The following is a 17,821-nucleotide window of genomic DNA, read 5'->3' as shown; positions in this document are numbered from 1 at the left end:
GGTTCTATTTACGAAGCTCAGACTAAAGCTGAGTCGTATTGGCTTTAGGCAAATAGCTTGGGTTGTAGAACTTGTTATCCAGTTGCCAAGGCACGATTTCTTGGTACTCGATAACGGTCTTTTTGCTCGGCTGAATGCTATCAAGCAAGGTCATCTCACTGACATAGTCTTCACCGTTGTCGGTTGCACGTCCATATTGCGCTTGCTTGGCGAGTTTGCCAGAGCGCAAGTAAAGATCAGCTTTGATTGGAAACGCATCTTGCTCAGACAACCACAAGTCGATCTTCTGATAACTCGCCCCTTTGGTTTTCGCGGTTAAGGTAAGGTGATAAGCCGCAACACTTTCTCCATTCACCGAAACAGTTTCTGTCGCTCTCCATTCACCTTGATAATCTTGGCTCCACGTCAAGGTTGAGATGTCGCCGATAGACGCTTCACCAAGCAGCTTCTGCATCGGCGTAATGCGAATCGGACGGCGGCTCTTTGGCATTTGCAGCCAGTAGTTGTCGCCCATCATCAGCATCTTTTGCCCGGCTTCAACTGCCGATTTGAACACCACCAACGATTCACGATTTGGACGCGTGTACACATGGTAAAGGCGGGTTTTATCTAACTCTTGGTCTTGATATAAGCGCACCAGTGACACCACTTTGGAGGAATCATCTTGCAAGCGGTAGCTGTCCGCTTTTTCAATCAATTGCGCAACTTGCTGTGCATCTAGCGCTGCTTCATTCGCACTGGCATTCATGCTTACAACGCCGCTTACCATCAACAGTGCAATTGGTAATAGTGATTTGAAATTAAACATAAATCAGTGCCTCCGTAATTGGCTTATTCACCCCTTTGCGCGCCGAGAAAAACGCCGCAACCAAACAAATCATCAATACTGCAAATCCTGCTATAGCTACCAGCTCCCAAGAGAAGTAAATCGTTAATGGGTAACCTTCCGTGCGTCCTGGTGGTGGCGGCATTTGTACATCCACGACCATCAGTAAGACGGTGACTAGCGCCGTAAACAAAGCACCGATTAAGCTGCCAATCACGGCAAGTAACCCTGCTTCGCGCAAGAACCCAGCAATAATTTCGCGAGGGTAGCTACCAAGTGCTGACAAGGTGCCAATTTCACGGGTGCGTTCCGTTACCGACATGGTCATGGTGTTGAACAGCGCGACAAAGACCACCAACGCCATTACTGCGCCCATGATGCCGAAGATACGGTCGTACAAATCTTTCACTTTGAGATAGAAGAACGCGCGTTCTTGCCAAGGCGTAATCTCAATATCTTGAGCACCAAAGTTCTGTTTTTGCTTACTCAGAACCGAAGCCACTTGTTGCTCGACTTGGTTCGTTAAACTGGTATCGAACAGGAAGACTGATAACGCACTGACTTTATCGGAGCCCAACAACGATTGCGCACTATTGATGTGCACGTACAGCTGGCGTTTATCAAGCTCAGGCACGCCGGTTGAGTAAATGCCACGTACTTTGAAGTCATACGCGTTCAATGCGCCGTCGGTTGTGGTCGCCAGCAAGGTAATCCAATCGCCAACGTGCACGCTTAGGTTGTTTGCCAAATCAACGCCGAGCATCACTTCTGGCTCTGCTGGGTCATAACGCGATGCATGAATGTTGGAAAGTGTTTGCCCTTCGCGCACGTCCAAAAACGGTCCTTTCATATCGAATTCGCGTTCGTTCACGCCAATGCCGATAAAGATCGAAGACTTGTTGCCGTTGGAAATCAAACCGCTGAATTCAACTCGTGGTTGAACGCCTCGCACTTCATTCAACCCAATCAATTGCTTGGTGATATCGTCGGCATGAGTTAACCCGTTACTCAGCGGCATCTCTTCTTCTTTAGCGAAGTAACCCGGCGTGGTTAACGTCAGATGCCCCGTATCACGCGCTGTCGACTCTTTCAAACTGTCGTAGGTGTACAGACCAAAACCGCCCGCACTGGTTAATGCAAACACGGCAATGGCGATGATCAGCATCGACAACAAACTGCGGCGGCGATTGCGTTGCAGGTTCAACCAAGCAAGGCGAACGGAAACTGGAATTAGCTTGCCCATGAAACCTCCTCCACACTTGCGTGCGTTTGGGTAATTTTGCCGTCCACCAATTCAATGGTGCGATCACAACGGGATGCCATACGAGGGTCGTGTGTAGCGACGATAAAAGTAGTGCCAAGCTCGTGTCCGAGCCCTTTCATGATGTCGATGACCTTGTTGGCAGTTTGGCTATCAAGACTTGCGGTTGGCTCATCAGCAATCACCAACGCTGGTTTGTGCACTAAGGCGCGCGCAATTGCCACGCGTTGTTGCTGACCGCCTGATAGGTTATCGGGCATGTGATGAATAAACTCGCCCAAGCCAACGTGTTCTAACATTTGTGTGGCGAGCTCGGTTTGTTCTGCTTTTGAAAAGCCGTTGAGATGCAGCGGATAAGCCACGTTCTCCAATGCCGTCATCACAGGCACAAGGTTGAATTTTTGGAACACAAAACCAAGCTTTTCTCGGCGCATTTTCGCCGCCTGCATTTGCTCGGTTGGGTATGGGCTACCGGCAAATGTCACCTGACCTTGGTATTGAGTATCCAGCATGCCAAGCACGTTAAGTAAGGTGCTTTTGCCTGAGCCAGACGGTCCACACAATGCCACCATTTCGCCGGCAAACACTTCACCAGACACGTCTCGCAATGCACGTACGGTTTGGCTACCAAGGGCGTATTCGCGGCTAAGTTGATTAAAAACGATCATGACGCCTCCCTAATACTTGGCTAGCAGCGCTTTCGCGGTTTGCGTTTCTAGGTTGCTGTCGCCCAATTGCTCCATTTGCACTAACCATGTTTTGGCTTGTTGAACGTCTTCAGCGCGCAGTGCCGCTTCAATGGCGTAGCGATAAATCCAAGACGTTGCCGCAAAAGGTTGCTGACTAAAACTCGGTTCATCGAGCAGAGAAAGGTACAGCTCGTAGCCACGCTCAAAGTGATTGAACATGTCAGGTAGAGAAGTAAAGGTGGTGGCTGCCATGGCGGTGGCTAGTTGGTATTCCGGCAAGCCTTGTAAACGTTGTTGCTCTTGCAGTGGTACTGGCTGATTCGCCATTAAATCCAAACCCTTTTGGATTGTGGCAAGACCGCGCTCGGTGAACTTCATCTTGTTCCAAGGCATAAACGCCTCACGACCTTGCAACGTCTCAGCACTGCCTAAATACACCAAGGTCACCGGCGTTGCTCCCTGCTCTTCGAGTTGTTTGGATAGTTCGCCGTAAACGGTATCAACCAAACCAGAGTCACCTTGCGCCGCTTGGTTGAATTGACTGAGTGTGCGCTCGCTTGGGTTAGCCAGAGCCAAATTGCTGCTGAGTGCAAATGCGGCGATAAACGTACTTGCCAGTTTAAGAGCTTTGATTGAGCGAGATTGAGAAACCATCATGTACTGTCCTTAGTTGAACGTGATTTGATGGTTTCAGATTAAGGGAGAAGATCGCACGCTGCTTTTGCATGCGACCAATGGCAGTTATTTAGAATGAACGGTTGTTTGCTGCGATGAATGACATTCCCTTCTTAAAGAGAGCATATATCCCTGCTTGTTTGTAAGCATCTGTCTTTCACCACAATAGGAATAAAAATACTGGCTTAAAACCTGCGTCTAGTGTATTTATCCATTCCACAGCTTTCCAAGCAGCTTACCCATAACAGACGACATCGACGCTCCTCTCATACACACCTTTGCATGGTGTCTGTTATTTCCAAATAGGATTCTTAGCATCGGAATAGTTCGAACTCTCGAGTTCTGGTTGTTTTCGCGCTCGAACTGGGTGCGTTATTAGGTCGTAGAAAATGAATAAGCGTTTTTTCCCCAGGGTCGATTTGCCACTGCTGATGGCGATCATTCCGATCATGCTATTGAGTACACTAACACTTTGGAGTGCCAGTGGCTTTAATGAGGCCATGCTCTTCAAGCATTTAGCACGCTGCGGACTGACCTTGGTTTGTATATTGGTCATGTCATCGATTCCCGCCGCTAGCTATCAACGCTCAGCTCCATATCTCTACATTATTGCGGTTGCGCTGCTACTTGCTGTCGCTTTGTTTGGCGATAGCACTAATGGCTCTCAACGTTGGCTCGATATTGGCTTTTTTCGCTTTCAACCCTCGGAGCTAATCAAACTCTCGATTCCAATCATGATCGCGTGGATGCTACATATTGAAGGCGGCAGACCAGATAGTAGGAAAATTGCATTTTGCTTACTCATCACTATGATTCCTGCCGGGTTAATCGCGCTACAACCGGATTTAGACGGTGCAGTTTTTACCGTCATTTACGCCTTATTCGTTTTATTTTTAGCTGGCATGAGCTGGAAAATAATCGGTGGCTTTGTCGCGAGTATATTAACGTTGGCGCCTATTTTGTGGTTCTTCGTCATGGAGACGTATCAAAAAAGCCGCGTTACTCAGTTCTTGCACCCGGAGTCGGATCCGTTAGGTTCGGGCTACCAAATCATCCAATCTTTAATTGCGATAGGCTCCGGCGGAATGAAAGGCAAAGGTTGGATGAATGCTACGCAAGGAACACTTGGCTTTATTCCAGAAAGTCATACGGACTTTATTTTTTCGACTTATGCCGAGGAGTGGGGTTTTGTTGGTAGTTTAGTCTTGCTCGCACTGTACTTGTTTATTACCGCGCGCGTCATGTTGCTTGCATGTCAGTCTGATCACTTTTTTAGTCGGCTTGTGAGTGGTGCATTAGCGATGAGCTTTTTCCTGTATGCTTTTATCAATACAGGCATGGTGAGCGGCTTGTTGCCAGTAATGGGAAGCCCTTTGCCGTTCTTTAGTTACGGCGGCACGGCCATGCTGACGCAAGGCATCTGCTTTGGTGTGATCATGTCACTGTGTTATTCCAAATATCGCAACGTATAATGCTGCTAGCAAAGAGTGCTATCAAAAAAGGCTTCCCTCGGGAAGCCTTTTTACAACGGTGGAAGCTAAGAAATTATAGCTCTGCGTTGTGGTAAACCTGCTGAACGTCGTCACAGTCATCTAGAAGATCTAGGAATTTCTGGAACTTCTCAGCATCTTCACCCGCTACTGGAGTGTGAGTTTGAGGAACGAAAGTGATTTCTTCCACATCGATCGTTAGATCTGGGAACGCACCATTTAGTGCTGTCTTCGTCTTGAAGAACTCTGTATGAGGAGCGAATACAGTGATCACACCGTCTTCTAGCTCAACGTCAGTTACGTCTACATCTTCCATCATTAGCGTTTCTAGGATGATTTCATCATCGTCGCCTTTGAACTGGAATACCGCTTGGTGATCGAACATGTGAGAAACTGAGCCCTCAACACCAATTTTCGCACCCACTTTAACAAAGCATTGGCGTACATCTTGGAAAGTACGGTTGCCGTTATCGGTCAGACAGTCAACGATAACACTAGTACCGCCAGGGCCGAAGCCTTCGTAGCGCGCTGGTTGGTAATCTTCACCACCGCCGCCACTCGCTTTGTCTAGTGCTTTGTCGATAACGTGCGCTGGTACCTGATCTTTTTTCGCTTTCGCGATCAGGTGGCGAAGAGACAAGTTCATGTCTGGGTCACTACCGCCGTTTTTCGCGCACATGTAAATTTCTTTACCGTATTTGGAATAAACTTTAATTTTCGCGCCTGCAGTTTTCGCCATAGAGGCTTTGCGCACTTCAAAACTTCTTCCCATCGGGATGTCTCTCTAAATTCAAATTTAATGCGAAGGATTTTAGCAAAAAGCGAAACCTTTTCAATTTCGCTTAGCAAAGGAATGGGGAGGTTACCTCATTCGCCACATAGTTTTATACCGTTGTCACGATTCGCGTTAAGCGACACCCATTACTCGTTTGTACTTTTCGACCGATTGCTGAAAAAACGCTTTTTCATCAGCATCGTTAATCTTGGACAACTGTTCTTCTATTGCTTCAGGACCAGATTTGGCCTCTCTGAGCTTCCAAACCAAAAACGACGCTTGTTTATCCAGTTCGATTTTGTTTTTTTCATCAGGCGGCAATAGGGATAGATTGAACGACATTTACAGCCTCAAGGTACTTTAAATACTAGCCGCGCACTATAGCATACAGAGTTACAATTGCAGAATAGAAACGCACTTAACTTGATTAATTTCAAGTTAACTATTTGGGACCCGTACTGATTTTCAGCGCTTTTGGTAAAAACTGCTCGAATATTTGATGCAACCGATCTTTGGTCACAGGTTTGGCGACAAACTCATTCATACCGACGTCAAAGCAATGTTGTTGATCTTCTTTAATAACATTGGCACTCAACGCAATAATGGGAACGTGTTTCCCCCACTCTCCCATTTGTCGAATACGCTCAGTAGTAATGAAGCCATCCATCACTGGCATTTGGCAATCCATAAACACCAAGTCAAAAGCTTGCTTCTCACATAGCTGAAGCGCTTCTTCACCATGATTTGCGACGCTCACTCGAACGCCGAGCTTTTCCAACATAATACGGACGACTTTCTGGTTTACGATGGTATCTTCAACAATCAATACCCAAGGTTGATTGCCATGCTGGAGGCTGGTTTCATTATCTTCAACTTTTGGAAACGTCAAAACATTAGGTCGTTCCGTGTAGGTAGACCGTGCTTTTACTACAACTGGAATCGAAAACTCAAAACAACTACCGAGCCCTAACTCACTTGTCAGTTGGATTTCTCCTCCCATTAAGTTCACCAACTGAGCACCAATCGCCAAACCAAGGCCGGTACCACCGTACTTTCTGGTTGTACTGCCATCGGCTTGTTGGAAACGTTCGAAGATAGCTTGTTGGTTCTCTTTCGCAATACCAATGCCAGAATCAACGACGCGAAATCGAATCATGGCGACATCATGCTCTTGACGTGTTAACTCAACAAGAAGCTTCACATGACCACGATCAGTAAATTTGATCGCGTTGCTCAACAAATTGTTCAATACCTGCTTTAAGCGTGCAGCATCACCTTGCACTTCCGCTGGCAAGTGAGGATCAATATCGCTAAGCAATTGCAGATTCTTCTGCTTGGCTTTGACAGTATGTAAGCTGATCACATCATCCAAAATACGGCGCAGATCATAGCTTGCATTTTCTAATTCGACTTTACCTGCTTCGACTTTAGAAAAGTCGAGAATATCGTCGATGATCGTCATTAAAGAGTGAGAAGAACTATCGATGATCTCTACAAACTCTTTTTGCTGAGGATCGAGTTTGGTGTCACCCAGTAATGAAGCGACACCAATAATGCCATTCATCGGTGTTCGAATTTCATGGCTCATGGTTGCAAGAAATTCACTTTTTTTGCGGTTGGCGACTTCCGCTCTATCTCTTTCTTCTTCAAGCTCAGTCTGATGTTCACGGACTTTCTCAACGCTTCGGTTGTATTTCTCCGCCAACACACTCACTTCGTCAAAACACCAACGCTTTGGGAGCGTAACTTTGCTTGGGACCTTCCCGCCACTAAAATCGCTCACGGCGCCAGAAAGCAGTTGGAGAGGATTGACCAAGAGGCGGAAGGCGACCCAAAGCACGCCAATTATGAGCAATAGGATCTTGATCGCTTCTGTCGTAAGCAAGAAAAAAAATTGTTGCCAAAGATCTTCATAAATCGAGCTCAGATCCGCCTGAACAGTCAATGTCGCCAGATCATAGGTTTTATCACCAACACGATATTGCATCGGCCAACTTCTTTCTACGACATCCTCAGAAAGAGCGGTGCCCAGTTCGACGATAACTTCATCTTCATTAGCGATACGTAAATAATCCACAGAGGGCATGCGCATTGCGCCCTCTGCTTGAGTGAGTAACAGCTCCCTATCCTCCACCCATAAGCTGGCAGAAAAGCTCGATAAGTAACTGGATTCGACCTGCTTTAGCTCGACGTGCAAATGGGCTAAATCTTCATTAAAAACTCGATATAAACTCACAGCGGAAATGATGACAGTAAAGATTAAACTCAACGTTAGCACCGCCAACATAAGTTGGTTGCCGATACTAAATCGACGTTGAGATCGCTCTTTTTCATCCATATGAAATCGCTCCGATAAACTTGCGCTACTCTAAATATAGCCACGCGCAAATAATAATCGAGGATACGATGAAAAGACTTCTACTTAGATTGGCTTTTAGTTTTATTGCGATAGGAACTTATGCTACTGCCGCTGAAGTGAACTATTACGTTATCGCCGACCAAGCAAGGCCATTTCAAATAGAACAACAGGGGCAAATGCATTCCGGGATTGTGACTGACATCGTCAGTGCCATTTTCGCTGAATCGGATTATCAGGTGAATTATCACACTTATCCGTTTAAACGAATGATTTCCATATTAGAAGAAGGTGGCGAACCAAACTGGCTAACTTACGGCAGCCCAAACTGGGGCAAGGTGCAATCAGAAAACTTGTCTGAAGAGCCCATTTACACTGTAAAACATGTATTGGTATCGAGTAGTGAGAAACCGTTAGAGTTCAAGAATATGGACACCATGCATGGCCGATCTATCGTATTACTACTCGGTTTTGATTATCCGAATTTAATCCCATTCTTTGAGGATGGTAGTGTGAATGAAATACGCGTTAAAGATTATGATGCCGCATATCGAGTGATAACCCGAACACCAGGAGATACAGCCTTCGTCGAAATGGAATCACGTGTTATGTACAACTTAAAACGCCTCAATTTGTCGCTAGAAGATTTTCAGATCCAATCTTTCGACTCAGTTATCCCTGACTACTCGATCTATTTGGCCTTTTCGCCCCAAATGCAGCCAGAAACTCAGGACTACATCAATACACGTTTGGTTGAGTTAAAAACATCGGGTGAAATTGATGAGATCATTCAAAGGTATCAATAAATGACCTAACGAATGAAAACGCCAACGATTCTATCGTTGGCGTTTTCATCTATTGAGACATAGATGATGCTTTACTTGGTGTGATTGACAAACTTAGGATCAAACATGTGCCCTAATTTACTCGCCTTAGTTTGCAAGTAGTGTTGATTGCTCGGATTATTACCTTCTTGCAAGGGCACACGCTCAATGACGTTGATATCAACCGCTTTTAACGCAGCCAGCTTACGTGGGTTGTTCGTCATTAGTCGCACCGCATCAATGCCCAAATGCTCTAACATCCCTTTACAGAATGCGTAATCACGCATATCGGCAGCAAAGCCCAAACGTTCATTGGCTTCTACAGTATCGGCGCCATCGTCCTGGAGGTGATAAGCTCGAATTTTATTAATCAAGCCAATACCACGTCCTTCTTGACGCAAATAAAGCAGTACACCACATCCCTCTTCGACAATATTTTGTAGCGCCCTATTGAGCTGAAAACCACAGTCGCAACGCGTACTAAACAAGGCATCGCCAGTAAGGCACTCCGAATGCAACCGAATAAGCGGTGCTGCGCTGTTTGCAGGCTCTCCATACACGAGGGCAAGATGCTCTTTGTTCGTGGCAGTTTCAACGAAGCCATACATCATAAATGTGCCCCATTGGGTAGGCAATTTGGCTTTATCGATGAACTTCACGAGATTGTAGGGCTCGACATGTCTCAGCTCAGCCCGAACGTTCATCAGAATTTCTCCTAAATGATTTTCTCCTTTACCGTCTCCCCCATCCCCCCAAAAGGCATCTTTGTGAGAATGCTCTGTAAGACAAGCGTTACCCGTTCTCATTAACTGCTGCGCTAAAGGTGGATTTTGCAGAAACTTTTCTCTAACGATGAAAGCCATAACGGCCAACTTCATATCCTCCCAGTCACTTCTGACGAAATGTTCGTATTTTCGGCTTAAGGCGAATGCTTCATCGGGAGTGCTCGCGTGTTGAATTTTGCTTTGTAACTGCGCATCGAGGAACTTTTGGGCTTGATAATAATGTTCGCTGGTGGGCCAAGTTTGGGAGGATATATTGACTGGGGCATGGCAAAAATTGGAAAGAAAACCGTGGGGCTCATCGGGCTCATAAAAAAGGATTTGGTCAACCATACTCGCGCTCCTTGCTTTGTGGTCGCGATAATCAACAAAAAGCATATCGCTATTGATATATCTTTTAGTAACGCTAGGTAAGATTGTCAAACTTCTACACAGATGAAAATGAGTTTGGATCTAGAACTTTTTAGGTGAAATAGAGGTGAATTAGAACGTTTGGATAAGAAAAATAAAGAGATGTGAGATGTTGTGGTAAGACGCAATGGCTAAAATGGAGCGAAAAATAAAAAGGGCAGCCCGACGACTACCCTATGGATTGCTATACCAAACTAGAGCAATCAGTGTATCAAGCCAAGCTCCCTTGCTTCTTCAATGGTCAATCCACTTTCACGGATTTCACGTAGCGCTTCAATGCGTCTTCTGGCTTCTGCTGATTTCACTGTTTTCTCAGGCTTCACAACGGCTTCTTCATCAGGTAATTCCCATTTGTGAGCGATGTTGGTCATCTCGTCATGGTCGATAGAATTAATGGACATATTTCCTCCGAACACACCATGTTTTCGATGCGTAATCTATAGCAAAACAGGAACGAGGTGGTAAGAAAAACTGTAGGGAAATGTGACCCCTCCCGCCCTTTCGTTAACTCCTTAATAGATCCATCATTTAAGTTTTGCCAAGGGGCAAATTTACGATTAAATTTGAATAATTCCCCCTAAAAAAAGTGTGCTGATCCAGCTCTCAATTCTCGTCTTCCTTGACTTCATTAACAACGCCGGATACCACTTTTTATTTCGCCTAACTTTCGAGTCACTTCACTGATTCGCCGCTTGCCACTTTCTAAAAACCACCACACCTGATAATGATAATAATTATCTTTTACATTGGTAAGGTGTTTATATGGATGGTATTAACTTAAATCATGCATACCACAATAATCCGGTCATCCAGATCCGAGATTTATGCGTGGATTACATCACCGATAATGGTGATTTCAATGCGGTAAAATCCGTCAGCTTCGATATCGGCAAAGGAGAAGTATTTGGACTTGCTGGTGAATCGGGATGTGGCAAAAGCACGATCGCATTCTCGATCAATCGTCTCCATAAGCCGCCAGCGTTCATTTCTGGCGGTAAAATATTATTTGATGGCAAAGACATTCTTAACCTCTCAGATTCTGAGCTAACCGCTCTGAGGTGGAGTGAAATCGCCATGGTGTTTCAAAGCGCGATGAACTCACTCAACCCTGTCTTAACGCTCCAAGAGCAATTCGCAGATGTATTGCGTCATCACCAAGGACTCACCAACGCTCAAGCGAAAGATCGAGCAGAAAAACTATTGGACTTGGTCAATATTCCACGAGAACGGTTAACGGAATACCCTCACCAATTTTCAGGTGGAATGCGTCAGCGCTTAGTGATTGCTATTGCTTTGTCTTTGAACCCTAAGCTGATCATTATGGATGAGCCCACAACCGCTTTAGATGTGGTGGTACAAAGGGAGATTTTACAGCAAATCTATCAGCTTAGAGATGAATTTGGCTTCTCAGTACTCTTTATTACGCACGACTTGGCGCTGATGAGCCAATTGTGTGATCGAATTGCCATCATGCGGCATGGAGAAATCGTCGAAGTCAATCAGGCATACGAAATTCGCAATAATCCTCAACATCCCTACACACAAAAGCTATGGGCTTCTTTTCCAAACATCCACGACGTCCACAAACAACCAGAACGACCAGGAGCGCAATCATGAATCAGCCTATCATCCAAATGAAAAACGTGATTAAAGAATTCAGAGTAGGCGGTGGTTTAGCGAAAGAGGAAACCTTCCGTGCGCTCCAAGGCGTGAGCTTTGATCTGTATGCAGGAAAAACGCTGGCTTTGGTTGGAGAATCAGGCTGTGGTAAAAGTACGTGTGCTCGCTTGATCACTAAAGTCTATCCGGCAACAGAAGGCGAGATCCTTTTCAATGGCACTAATATCAATGAGATTACGTCACGCTCAGCGCTCCAAGAGTATCGCAGTAAAGTACAAATGGTGTTTCAAGATCCGTTTGGTTCACTCAATCCAACTCATACCATTCGCCATCACCTCACACGCCCTTTAAAGATTCATAAGCAAATCAAAAGCGAGCGTGACATTCCTGCCCGTTTGGAAGCGCTTTTAAATTTGGTGGAACTACCTGAAGAGACATTAAATAAGTTTCCTCACGAGCTTAGTGGTGGACAACGTCAGCGAGTAAACTTAGCACGTGCTCTCGCCGTCGGTTCGCAAATCATTCTTGCGGATGAGCCAACATCGATGTTGGATGTCTCCATTCGCCTAGGCGTACTGAATCTAATGCAGCGCATGAAGCAAGAGCTAGGAATCGGCTTTTTGTACATTACTCATGATTTGGCGACCGCACACTACATCGCGGAAGAAACAGCTGTGATGTACAAAGGGCAAATCGTTGAATGGGGTGATACACACTCAATACTAAAGAATCCGCAGCACCCGTACACCAAACTATTGATTTCAGCCGTTCCAGATCCAGATCTTCCTTTTGGTAACTTAGTGAAAAGTGAGCCAAACTATTCGATAGATGCCGATGAAATTCGTAGTCGTAGCAGCATCATTGTCGACGAATTTGATCAAATAGGACCCAATCACTATGTAAAACAATGGACTGAGGCTGCGTAATGGAATTGAGGACTTGGCAAGATCAGATCGCCATGTGGTATGAACATCGGAAGCATGATCAAGTTGAAAACCTGGAAGCGATCTTATATCAAGCGCCCGACGGCGTGTTTGGCCCAGAACTGAACGAAGTTCAAAGCAAAGCGATTGCTTGCTGGCTAGACGGTTGTTTACGTGTGTTTCAACATGCTAGGTACCAAGATCCTCAAAAAGCGTATCAAACCTTGCTTTACACGAGCGCAAAGCTTGAGCAAGCGGCATGTCAGGTATCGACCGATATTCTGATCAAAGATTGGTGTTTAAAGCGACTTCAGCACCTTACCGTTTTAGCGTTAGAGTTTTGTAATCAGCAATGCGATCAAAATGAGTGGCAACAACAAGCACATAACTTGATCGAGTCGCATGTTGCTTTGATGCGTTCTTTACACTGGAATGAAGCCAAGAAGCATGATCAAGGTTTATCTCATTAATCTGGAAAAATGATCAAGGCTTACTTTGAGGAATTTGAGGTAAAAAAAAGCGAGTTTCCTGAGGAGAAACTCGCGAAGTCTATTCAGAATGAATGTAACAATATGAGCCAATCTATTAATCATCAGAAAGGACAAAAGGTTGTCTATTCGTGATAAATAGTAGTCTCAGGCTTGGCTCCTAATGTCAGTGATTTGTTAGAGTTAAGTCTGTTTTTTATCATCGAAAGACATTGTTACATTTCAAATCAATACGCCACGCCTATTGCTTGATGTGTATCAAGCAACGCTTTTAAATCGCCATTTCATCCAGAGCGCGGAATACCATTTCATCCATGTGGCCATCGAAGATTTGACGGCACACCTTCCGACGTACCGCTAATCCAGCAATCAAGCGCTCAATGGTAAGATGCTTGATATCATTTTGAGTGTTAAACAGCTCGACGGTTTTGCTTAATGTCTCATAAGGAATTGGCTCATCCCCTACCCTTAGCCAATCAAGCTTCTCTATGTAATCAGAACACTCTTCTTTGATTGAGGCATACGAGTGCCCTGTCATCGCAGATAAAGCCGTTATACTGCGTTCTAGAGCCTCTGGTGAGGTATATTTAGATAAAGTAATGGTGATCTCGTCTGCATTGATCTCTACCAGGTGTTTTCTTTGCTTCACGCGGCGGCCTAAATTCCCTCTTGGAGATGGCGCTTTGCGTTGGATAGGCTCAAATTCGCCGTCGATGATGCCTGAGAGCTCTTCAAGCTGTTGTCGGGTAACCATCTCATTACGAAGTGGGTTTGGAAGCGTAGGCGCCATGTTACGCTTTCCTGCGTTGGTTGTTCGCGCACGTGAATAACGTAAGACTTCTTCTACATCGCATTTTATATCGATCTGGTAGTCCATCACTTTGTCATTCTCGATCATAGTTTCGATCGTCAGGTGATAACCCCACAAATTCACGACAAACAGCTCATCCGTTCCCTTACCATCCGATAAACGCTTCAGCTCTCGGATCAAATCCATCGAGAATCGTCGCCATTCGATGTTACGTGCCAGCTTCTGGTTTAATTCACTCAGCAGCATGCAGTCAGTATGACGACGCACCATGCGGCTACGGAAGAAAGAATACAGTTGGAATACCAAAGTATGTTGCTTCAAGATCTCTGGTGGGAACAAGAAGAAATAATCACGCGTTAATAGTTCTTCATAAAACGAAGGCTCCCAAACCAAAATGTACAAGTTTGGCTTGATACGAATTTCACCATCGCTTCCCTCTACAGGCGCTTCTTCAGACGCAGTGATGGTTCGAGCAAGAAAACGAAAACGATCACTTTTGAATCCTTCTGGCATGTTTTCACTTAGCCAACGACCAGTAAGTTCATGCAGCTGGAAATCGGTAAACTCAATACGATCAATGCTGTCGCGAATAGAATCACGTGCTGGACCACTGTCTTTTTTGCCTCGAAGCGACAAAATATCAGTAATGTATAACGGCGTCTTGTTTGGCACGTGTGCTGCGTCGAGTTGATACTGATCTTTGTGATGATCATGGTATTGCACGGTCAACGTGAACAGAGCAAACAAGGTCATCAGATCATCCACAGTCATGATATTTTTGGATGATCGCGTTTCAATAACCGCTTTGGTACCAGAGATCGACACCATGGATTTCTGATAACTTTTTCGAGTTCTTGGTGGTGCAAGTGCTTGGTCAATGATCCCAGCCCAATTCGTTGGAGACACGACAAATTGATCGGCTTCATCTTTCATCGTTGGAGGGGTATTCAACCCATGTTCATTCAACAAACGCTTGTTCACTTGGGTTTGAGCCAATGCTTTTGAACGTTTTTGCTTTTCGTTTTGGCGTACTTTGTCTGTAACAAGACTTGTTGCACCCAACACTGAAATAAGCTGATTAGGATTAACAAACTTATGTAACATCGTCTTACCAGCAAGTCCTTCTTCAAACCGCACTGGAGTTTGAGTAAACAAACCAATGTTTACTGCTGCACGTAAGCGTTGTTGCAGAGCTGCACGAGTGAGTTGTCCGTCCGTTGCTTCCACAATCTCTGTGGTTGAAACCAATCCATCTTTGCTGCTGAAACCTCGCAATGAGATCAGATTAAGCAACTCTAAGATGCTTTTGGTCACCCCTTTGAAATGTTGGTACTGCTCTACCCAATCTGCAGAGGATTCATGTACCTCAAAAAGATGGCCATCCTTATGGCTTCTAGGTGCTTTAATCAGAATTTTTTCATCAGCCGTCATTTTAGATCCAGATCACACTAGCCGTAGTTGTGCTATGGTTCCGAAGAATAAAGAAAAACAGATCATAAATAAAGAAAAAAGATTGTTTTTTAAATAACTGATCTTTTTGATTAATCTGATCTTAATTGATTATATGATCTAATGATCTGGCTATTGTTTTGCCGCTAAGTGCATGTTCTATAAAGTGATTATTTTCATGCATGTCGGAACTATGATCATGTTAATTCTGAAACTATGATCAACAATAGCCTGAAAGCATGATCACATTTGCTCGTAAGCATGATCATTAAGTTTATGAAAAGATGATCAAAAGGGTCTTGAAACGATGATCATGATGTTTTTACAGGTTATCCACAGATGCTGTGTTTAATAATGATCTTAATGAGAATTTTATTGAGCATTGTCGATGTTATTGATACTCGGATCGATGATCAAGAGCTGAGATAGCTATCGTTCTGGAGACAATATTGATGATAAATTACTCATGTGATGAAAATGCATCCAAGTAGCTCTTATTCCGCAGTAAAACCTAGTTTCGGGCTATTCTTAGGAAGCATGATCATGAGAGTGAGATTTATCATAGTCACTTGAACAATTTCATTGTTCCGGCTTCTCTATCCACTAATTTCTTCTCCATCCCCCATTCTGACTGCATTCAACCGTAAATTAGAGACAAAAACTCATGCTTCCGAGAGATTCTATAGCTTGATCATATTTCCGATTGATGGATCTTATTTAATCCGCGAGTTTACACCCTCATCTACTCTATTTTTCCATGATCATGCTTTCGTATTTGTGTTTTATCATGGAAGCATGATCATAAGCATACCTTGATCATACTTCCATAAGAGCATCACTTGAACAGCCCTTTTTGGCTCGGATACATGATCAAGGTTGTTATTAGCGTTCATGTTGAAAGATTGCTTTCTATTTTTTGTTTAAATTAGGTTGGCCTAACACAATCCGTAATTTAGCTTAATAATATAATCGTTCCGGTAGAAAATTGATTTACATTGTAAATGAGTGACGCTGTAACACTTTTATTTTTAAGTTTAAGGTGTCCATTTATTCGAAGATTATTTAATTAAAAATAGTTATGTTTTTTACCATAAATCATAAAAGCGTCGATTTGAGTGTTTTTTTATGTGATGGTTATTCAAAATGTTCGTGCACCTTTTTGTTGTTTTTGGTCTTTACTGCTGTACAATTGCAAGCATAAATCCTTCCAACGGAATTTGGCATGAAAAGAGAAAAAACGATTGAAAACCTTCTTGAGTTGGCGGAGCTGACTCAGCAGGTTCAAGCTGACCGTATTGAAATTGTTTTAGAAGAGCGAAGCGATAACTACTTCCCACCAATGTCTAAGGCGATGATGGAAACCCGTTCAGGTTTAACTCGTCGTAAGCTCGATGACGCGATTGGTAAGATGGAAGCGGCTGGCCATCAATTTACTAAAAATAACGCGAATCACTATTCAATTACGTTAGAAGAAGCACATATGCTTATGGATGCGGCTGAAGTGCCTAAATTTCATGAGCGTAAGAAGAATTCAGGTAACAAACCTTGGATTATTAACGTGCAGAACCAGAAGGGTGGTACAGGCAAATCAATGACAGCGGTCCATTTAGCGGCATGTTTAGCGCTAAATTTGGATAAACGCTACCGTATTTGTTTAATCGACTTAGACCCACAAGGCTCGCTACGTTTATTCCTCAACCCACAAATCAGCATGGCAGAGCATGACAATATCTATTCTGCTGTAGACATTATGTTGGGTAACGTGCCTGATGGTGTAGAAATTGATAGTGAATTTTTGCGTAAAAACGTATTGCTGCCAACGCAATACCCGAACTTAAAGTCGATTTCAGCGTTTCCAGAAGACGCAATGTTTAATGCTGAAGCATGGCAAACGCTATCTGAAGATCCATCACTCGATATCGTTCGTCTGCTAAAAGAGCAACTGATTGATAAAATTGCTGATGACTTCGATATCATCATGATTGATACCGGCCCACACGTTGACCCACTAGTATGGAATGCGATGTATGCATCAAATGCGTTGTTAATCCCTTGTGCGGCTAAGCGTCTGGACTGGGCTTCAACAGTAAACTTCTTCCAGCATTTGCCTACGGTATATGAAATGTTTCCGGAAGACTGGAATGGTCTTGAGTTTGTTCGCTTGATGCCAACCATGTTTGAGGACGACAATAAGAAGCAAGTTTCTGTTTTAACTGAAATGAACTATCTTCTAGGTGACCAAGTTATGATGGCTACTATCCCTCGTAGCCGTGCGTTTGAAACCTGTGCCGATACCTACAGCACAGTATTTGATCTGACAGTAAGCGATTTTGAAGGCGGTAAGAAGACGCTAGCCACCGCACAAGATGCTGTTCATAAAAGCGCACTGGAATTAGAGCGTGTGCTGCATTCTAATTGGCCGTCATTGAATCAGGGGTAAT

16 protein-coding genes are annotated in these 17,821 nt (G+C 44.3%); 6 read left to right on the top strand and 10 right to left on the bottom strand.

Going from position 1 to position 17,821, the window contains the following annotated elements; translation table 11 throughout:
• Positions 1-22 precede the first annotated feature (22 nt).
• The 4 genes from CBX98_RS12335 to CBX98_RS12320 are packed head-to-tail and all read right to left on the bottom strand — an operon-like array spanning position 23 to position 3,433.
• Positions 23-808 carry an outer membrane lipoprotein-sorting protein gene (locus tag CBX98_RS12335; protein ID WP_109169324.1) on the bottom strand — a complete coding sequence of 262 codons (786 nt, stop codon included), beginning with the start codon at positions 806-808 and terminating at the stop codon, positions 23-25.
• Entirely contained in the window at positions 801-2,069 is a 1,269-nt protein-coding gene (locus CBX98_RS12330) for an ABC transporter permease (protein ID WP_109169323.1), read from the bottom strand. The genes CBX98_RS12335 and CBX98_RS12330 overlap by 8 nt, the downstream gene beginning before the upstream one ends.
• On the bottom strand, positions 2,057-2,755 hold the full coding sequence (locus tag CBX98_RS12325) for an ABC transporter ATP-binding protein (RefSeq protein WP_109169322.1): 699 nt from the start codon (positions 2,753-2,755) through the stop codon (positions 2,057-2,059). The genes CBX98_RS12330 and CBX98_RS12325 overlap by 13 nt, the downstream gene beginning before the upstream one ends.
• Positions 2,756-2,764: 9 nt before the next feature.
• The gene (locus CBX98_RS12320; RefSeq protein ID WP_006740910.1) at positions 2,765-3,433 is read right to left on the bottom strand and encodes a hypothetical protein; all 669 of its coding nucleotides are present in this window, start codon (positions 3,431-3,433) and stop codon (positions 2,765-2,767) included.
• Between the two features lie 407 nt (positions 3,434-3,840).
• On the opposite strand from CBX98_RS12320, the gene rodA reads away from it, so the two are divergent.
• Entirely contained in the window at positions 3,841-4,923 is a 1,083-nt protein-coding gene (rodA, locus tag CBX98_RS12315) for a rod shape-determining protein RodA (RefSeq protein ID WP_005392081.1), read from the top strand.
• 73 nt (positions 4,924-4,996) lie between these two features.
• Here the strand turns inward: rodA and CBX98_RS12310 are convergent, their stop codons facing one another.
• The 3 genes from CBX98_RS12310 to CBX98_RS12300 all read right to left on the bottom strand — a co-directional run bounded on the left by CBX98_RS12310 (position 4,997) and on the right by CBX98_RS12300 (position 8,054).
• Positions 4,997-5,713, bottom strand: coding sequence for a YebC/PmpR family DNA-binding transcriptional regulator (locus CBX98_RS12310; protein ID WP_005392082.1), 717 nt, complete (start codon positions 5,711-5,713; stop codon positions 4,997-4,999).
• A gap of 135 nt (positions 5,714-5,848) precedes the next feature.
• A complete protein-coding gene (locus CBX98_RS12305) occupies positions 5,849-6,058 on the bottom strand; it encodes a DUF3283 family protein (RefSeq protein WP_005374484.1) in 210 nt (69 codons plus the stop codon).
• A 100-nt stretch (positions 6,059-6,158) separates the two neighbouring features.
• The gene (locus tag CBX98_RS12300) at positions 6,159-8,054 is read right to left on the bottom strand and encodes an ATP-binding protein (protein WP_109169321.1); all 1,896 of its coding nucleotides are present in this window, start codon (positions 8,052-8,054) and stop codon (positions 6,159-6,161) included.
• Between the two features lie 68 nt (positions 8,055-8,122).
• Here CBX98_RS12300 and CBX98_RS12295 point away from each other — a divergent pair, with 68 nt between their 5' ends.
• Positions 8,123-8,878, top strand: coding sequence for an ABC transporter substrate-binding protein (locus tag CBX98_RS12295; RefSeq protein ID WP_109169320.1), 756 nt, complete (start codon positions 8,123-8,125; stop codon positions 8,876-8,878).
• 71 nt (positions 8,879-8,949) lie between these two features.
• Here CBX98_RS12295 and ribA read toward each other — a convergent pair whose 3' ends face one another.
• Together ribA and CBX98_RS12285 are read right to left on the bottom strand one after the other, a co-directional pair.
• Positions 8,950-10,011: a GTP cyclohydrolase II gene (gene ribA, locus CBX98_RS12290; RefSeq protein ID WP_006740907.1), complete on the bottom strand. Its 1,062-nt coding sequence runs from the start codon at positions 10,009-10,011 to the stop codon at positions 8,950-8,952.
• A 281-nt stretch (positions 10,012-10,292) separates the two neighbouring features.
• The gene (locus CBX98_RS12285; protein ID WP_005392088.1) at positions 10,293-10,490 is read right to left on the bottom strand and encodes a hypothetical protein; all 198 of its coding nucleotides are present in this window, start codon (positions 10,488-10,490) and stop codon (positions 10,293-10,295) included.
• A 361-nt stretch (positions 10,491-10,851) separates the two neighbouring features.
• Here CBX98_RS12285 and CBX98_RS12280 point away from each other — a divergent pair, with 361 nt between their 5' ends.
• The 3 genes from CBX98_RS12280 to CBX98_RS12270 are packed head-to-tail and all read left to right on the top strand — an operon-like array spanning position 10,852 to position 13,102.
• Positions 10,852-11,706 carry an ABC transporter ATP-binding protein gene (locus CBX98_RS12280; protein WP_109169319.1) on the top strand — a complete coding sequence of 285 codons (855 nt, stop codon included), beginning with the start codon at positions 10,852-10,854 and terminating at the stop codon, positions 11,704-11,706.
• Positions 11,703-12,635 (top strand): ATP-binding cassette domain-containing protein, encoded by a 933-nt coding sequence (locus CBX98_RS12275; protein WP_006740905.1) that lies wholly within the window; start codon positions 11,703-11,705, stop codon positions 12,633-12,635. The genes CBX98_RS12280 and CBX98_RS12275 overlap by 4 nt, the downstream gene beginning before the upstream one ends.
• On the top strand, positions 12,635-13,102 hold the full coding sequence (locus CBX98_RS12270; RefSeq protein WP_047009714.1) for a hypothetical protein: 468 nt from the start codon (positions 12,635-12,637) through the stop codon (positions 13,100-13,102). Before CBX98_RS12275 ends, CBX98_RS12270 begins: the two co-directional genes overlap by 1 nt.
• Before the next feature lie 289 nt (positions 13,103-13,391).
• Here CBX98_RS12270 and CBX98_RS12265 read toward each other — a convergent pair whose 3' ends face one another.
• The gene (locus CBX98_RS12265; protein WP_005392102.1) at positions 13,392-15,362 is read right to left on the bottom strand and encodes a replication initiator protein RctB domain-containing protein; all 1,971 of its coding nucleotides are present in this window, start codon (positions 15,360-15,362) and stop codon (positions 13,392-13,394) included.
• A gap of 1,240 nt (positions 15,363-16,602) precedes the next feature.
• On the opposite strand from CBX98_RS12265, the gene CBX98_RS12260 reads away from it, so the two are divergent.
• Positions 16,603-17,820, top strand: coding sequence for an AAA family ATPase (locus CBX98_RS12260; protein ID WP_005374503.1), 1,218 nt, complete (start codon positions 16,603-16,605; stop codon positions 17,818-17,820).
• Position 17,821 lies beyond the last annotated feature (1 nt).

Origin of the sequence: Vibrio sp. T9 (assembly GCF_003123985.1) — a bacterium.
GTDB classification, from domain to species: Bacteria; Pseudomonadota; Gammaproteobacteria; order Enterobacterales; family Vibrionaceae; genus Vibrio; species Vibrio diabolicus.
This window is presented reverse-complemented; position numbering and strand designations above follow the sequence as displayed.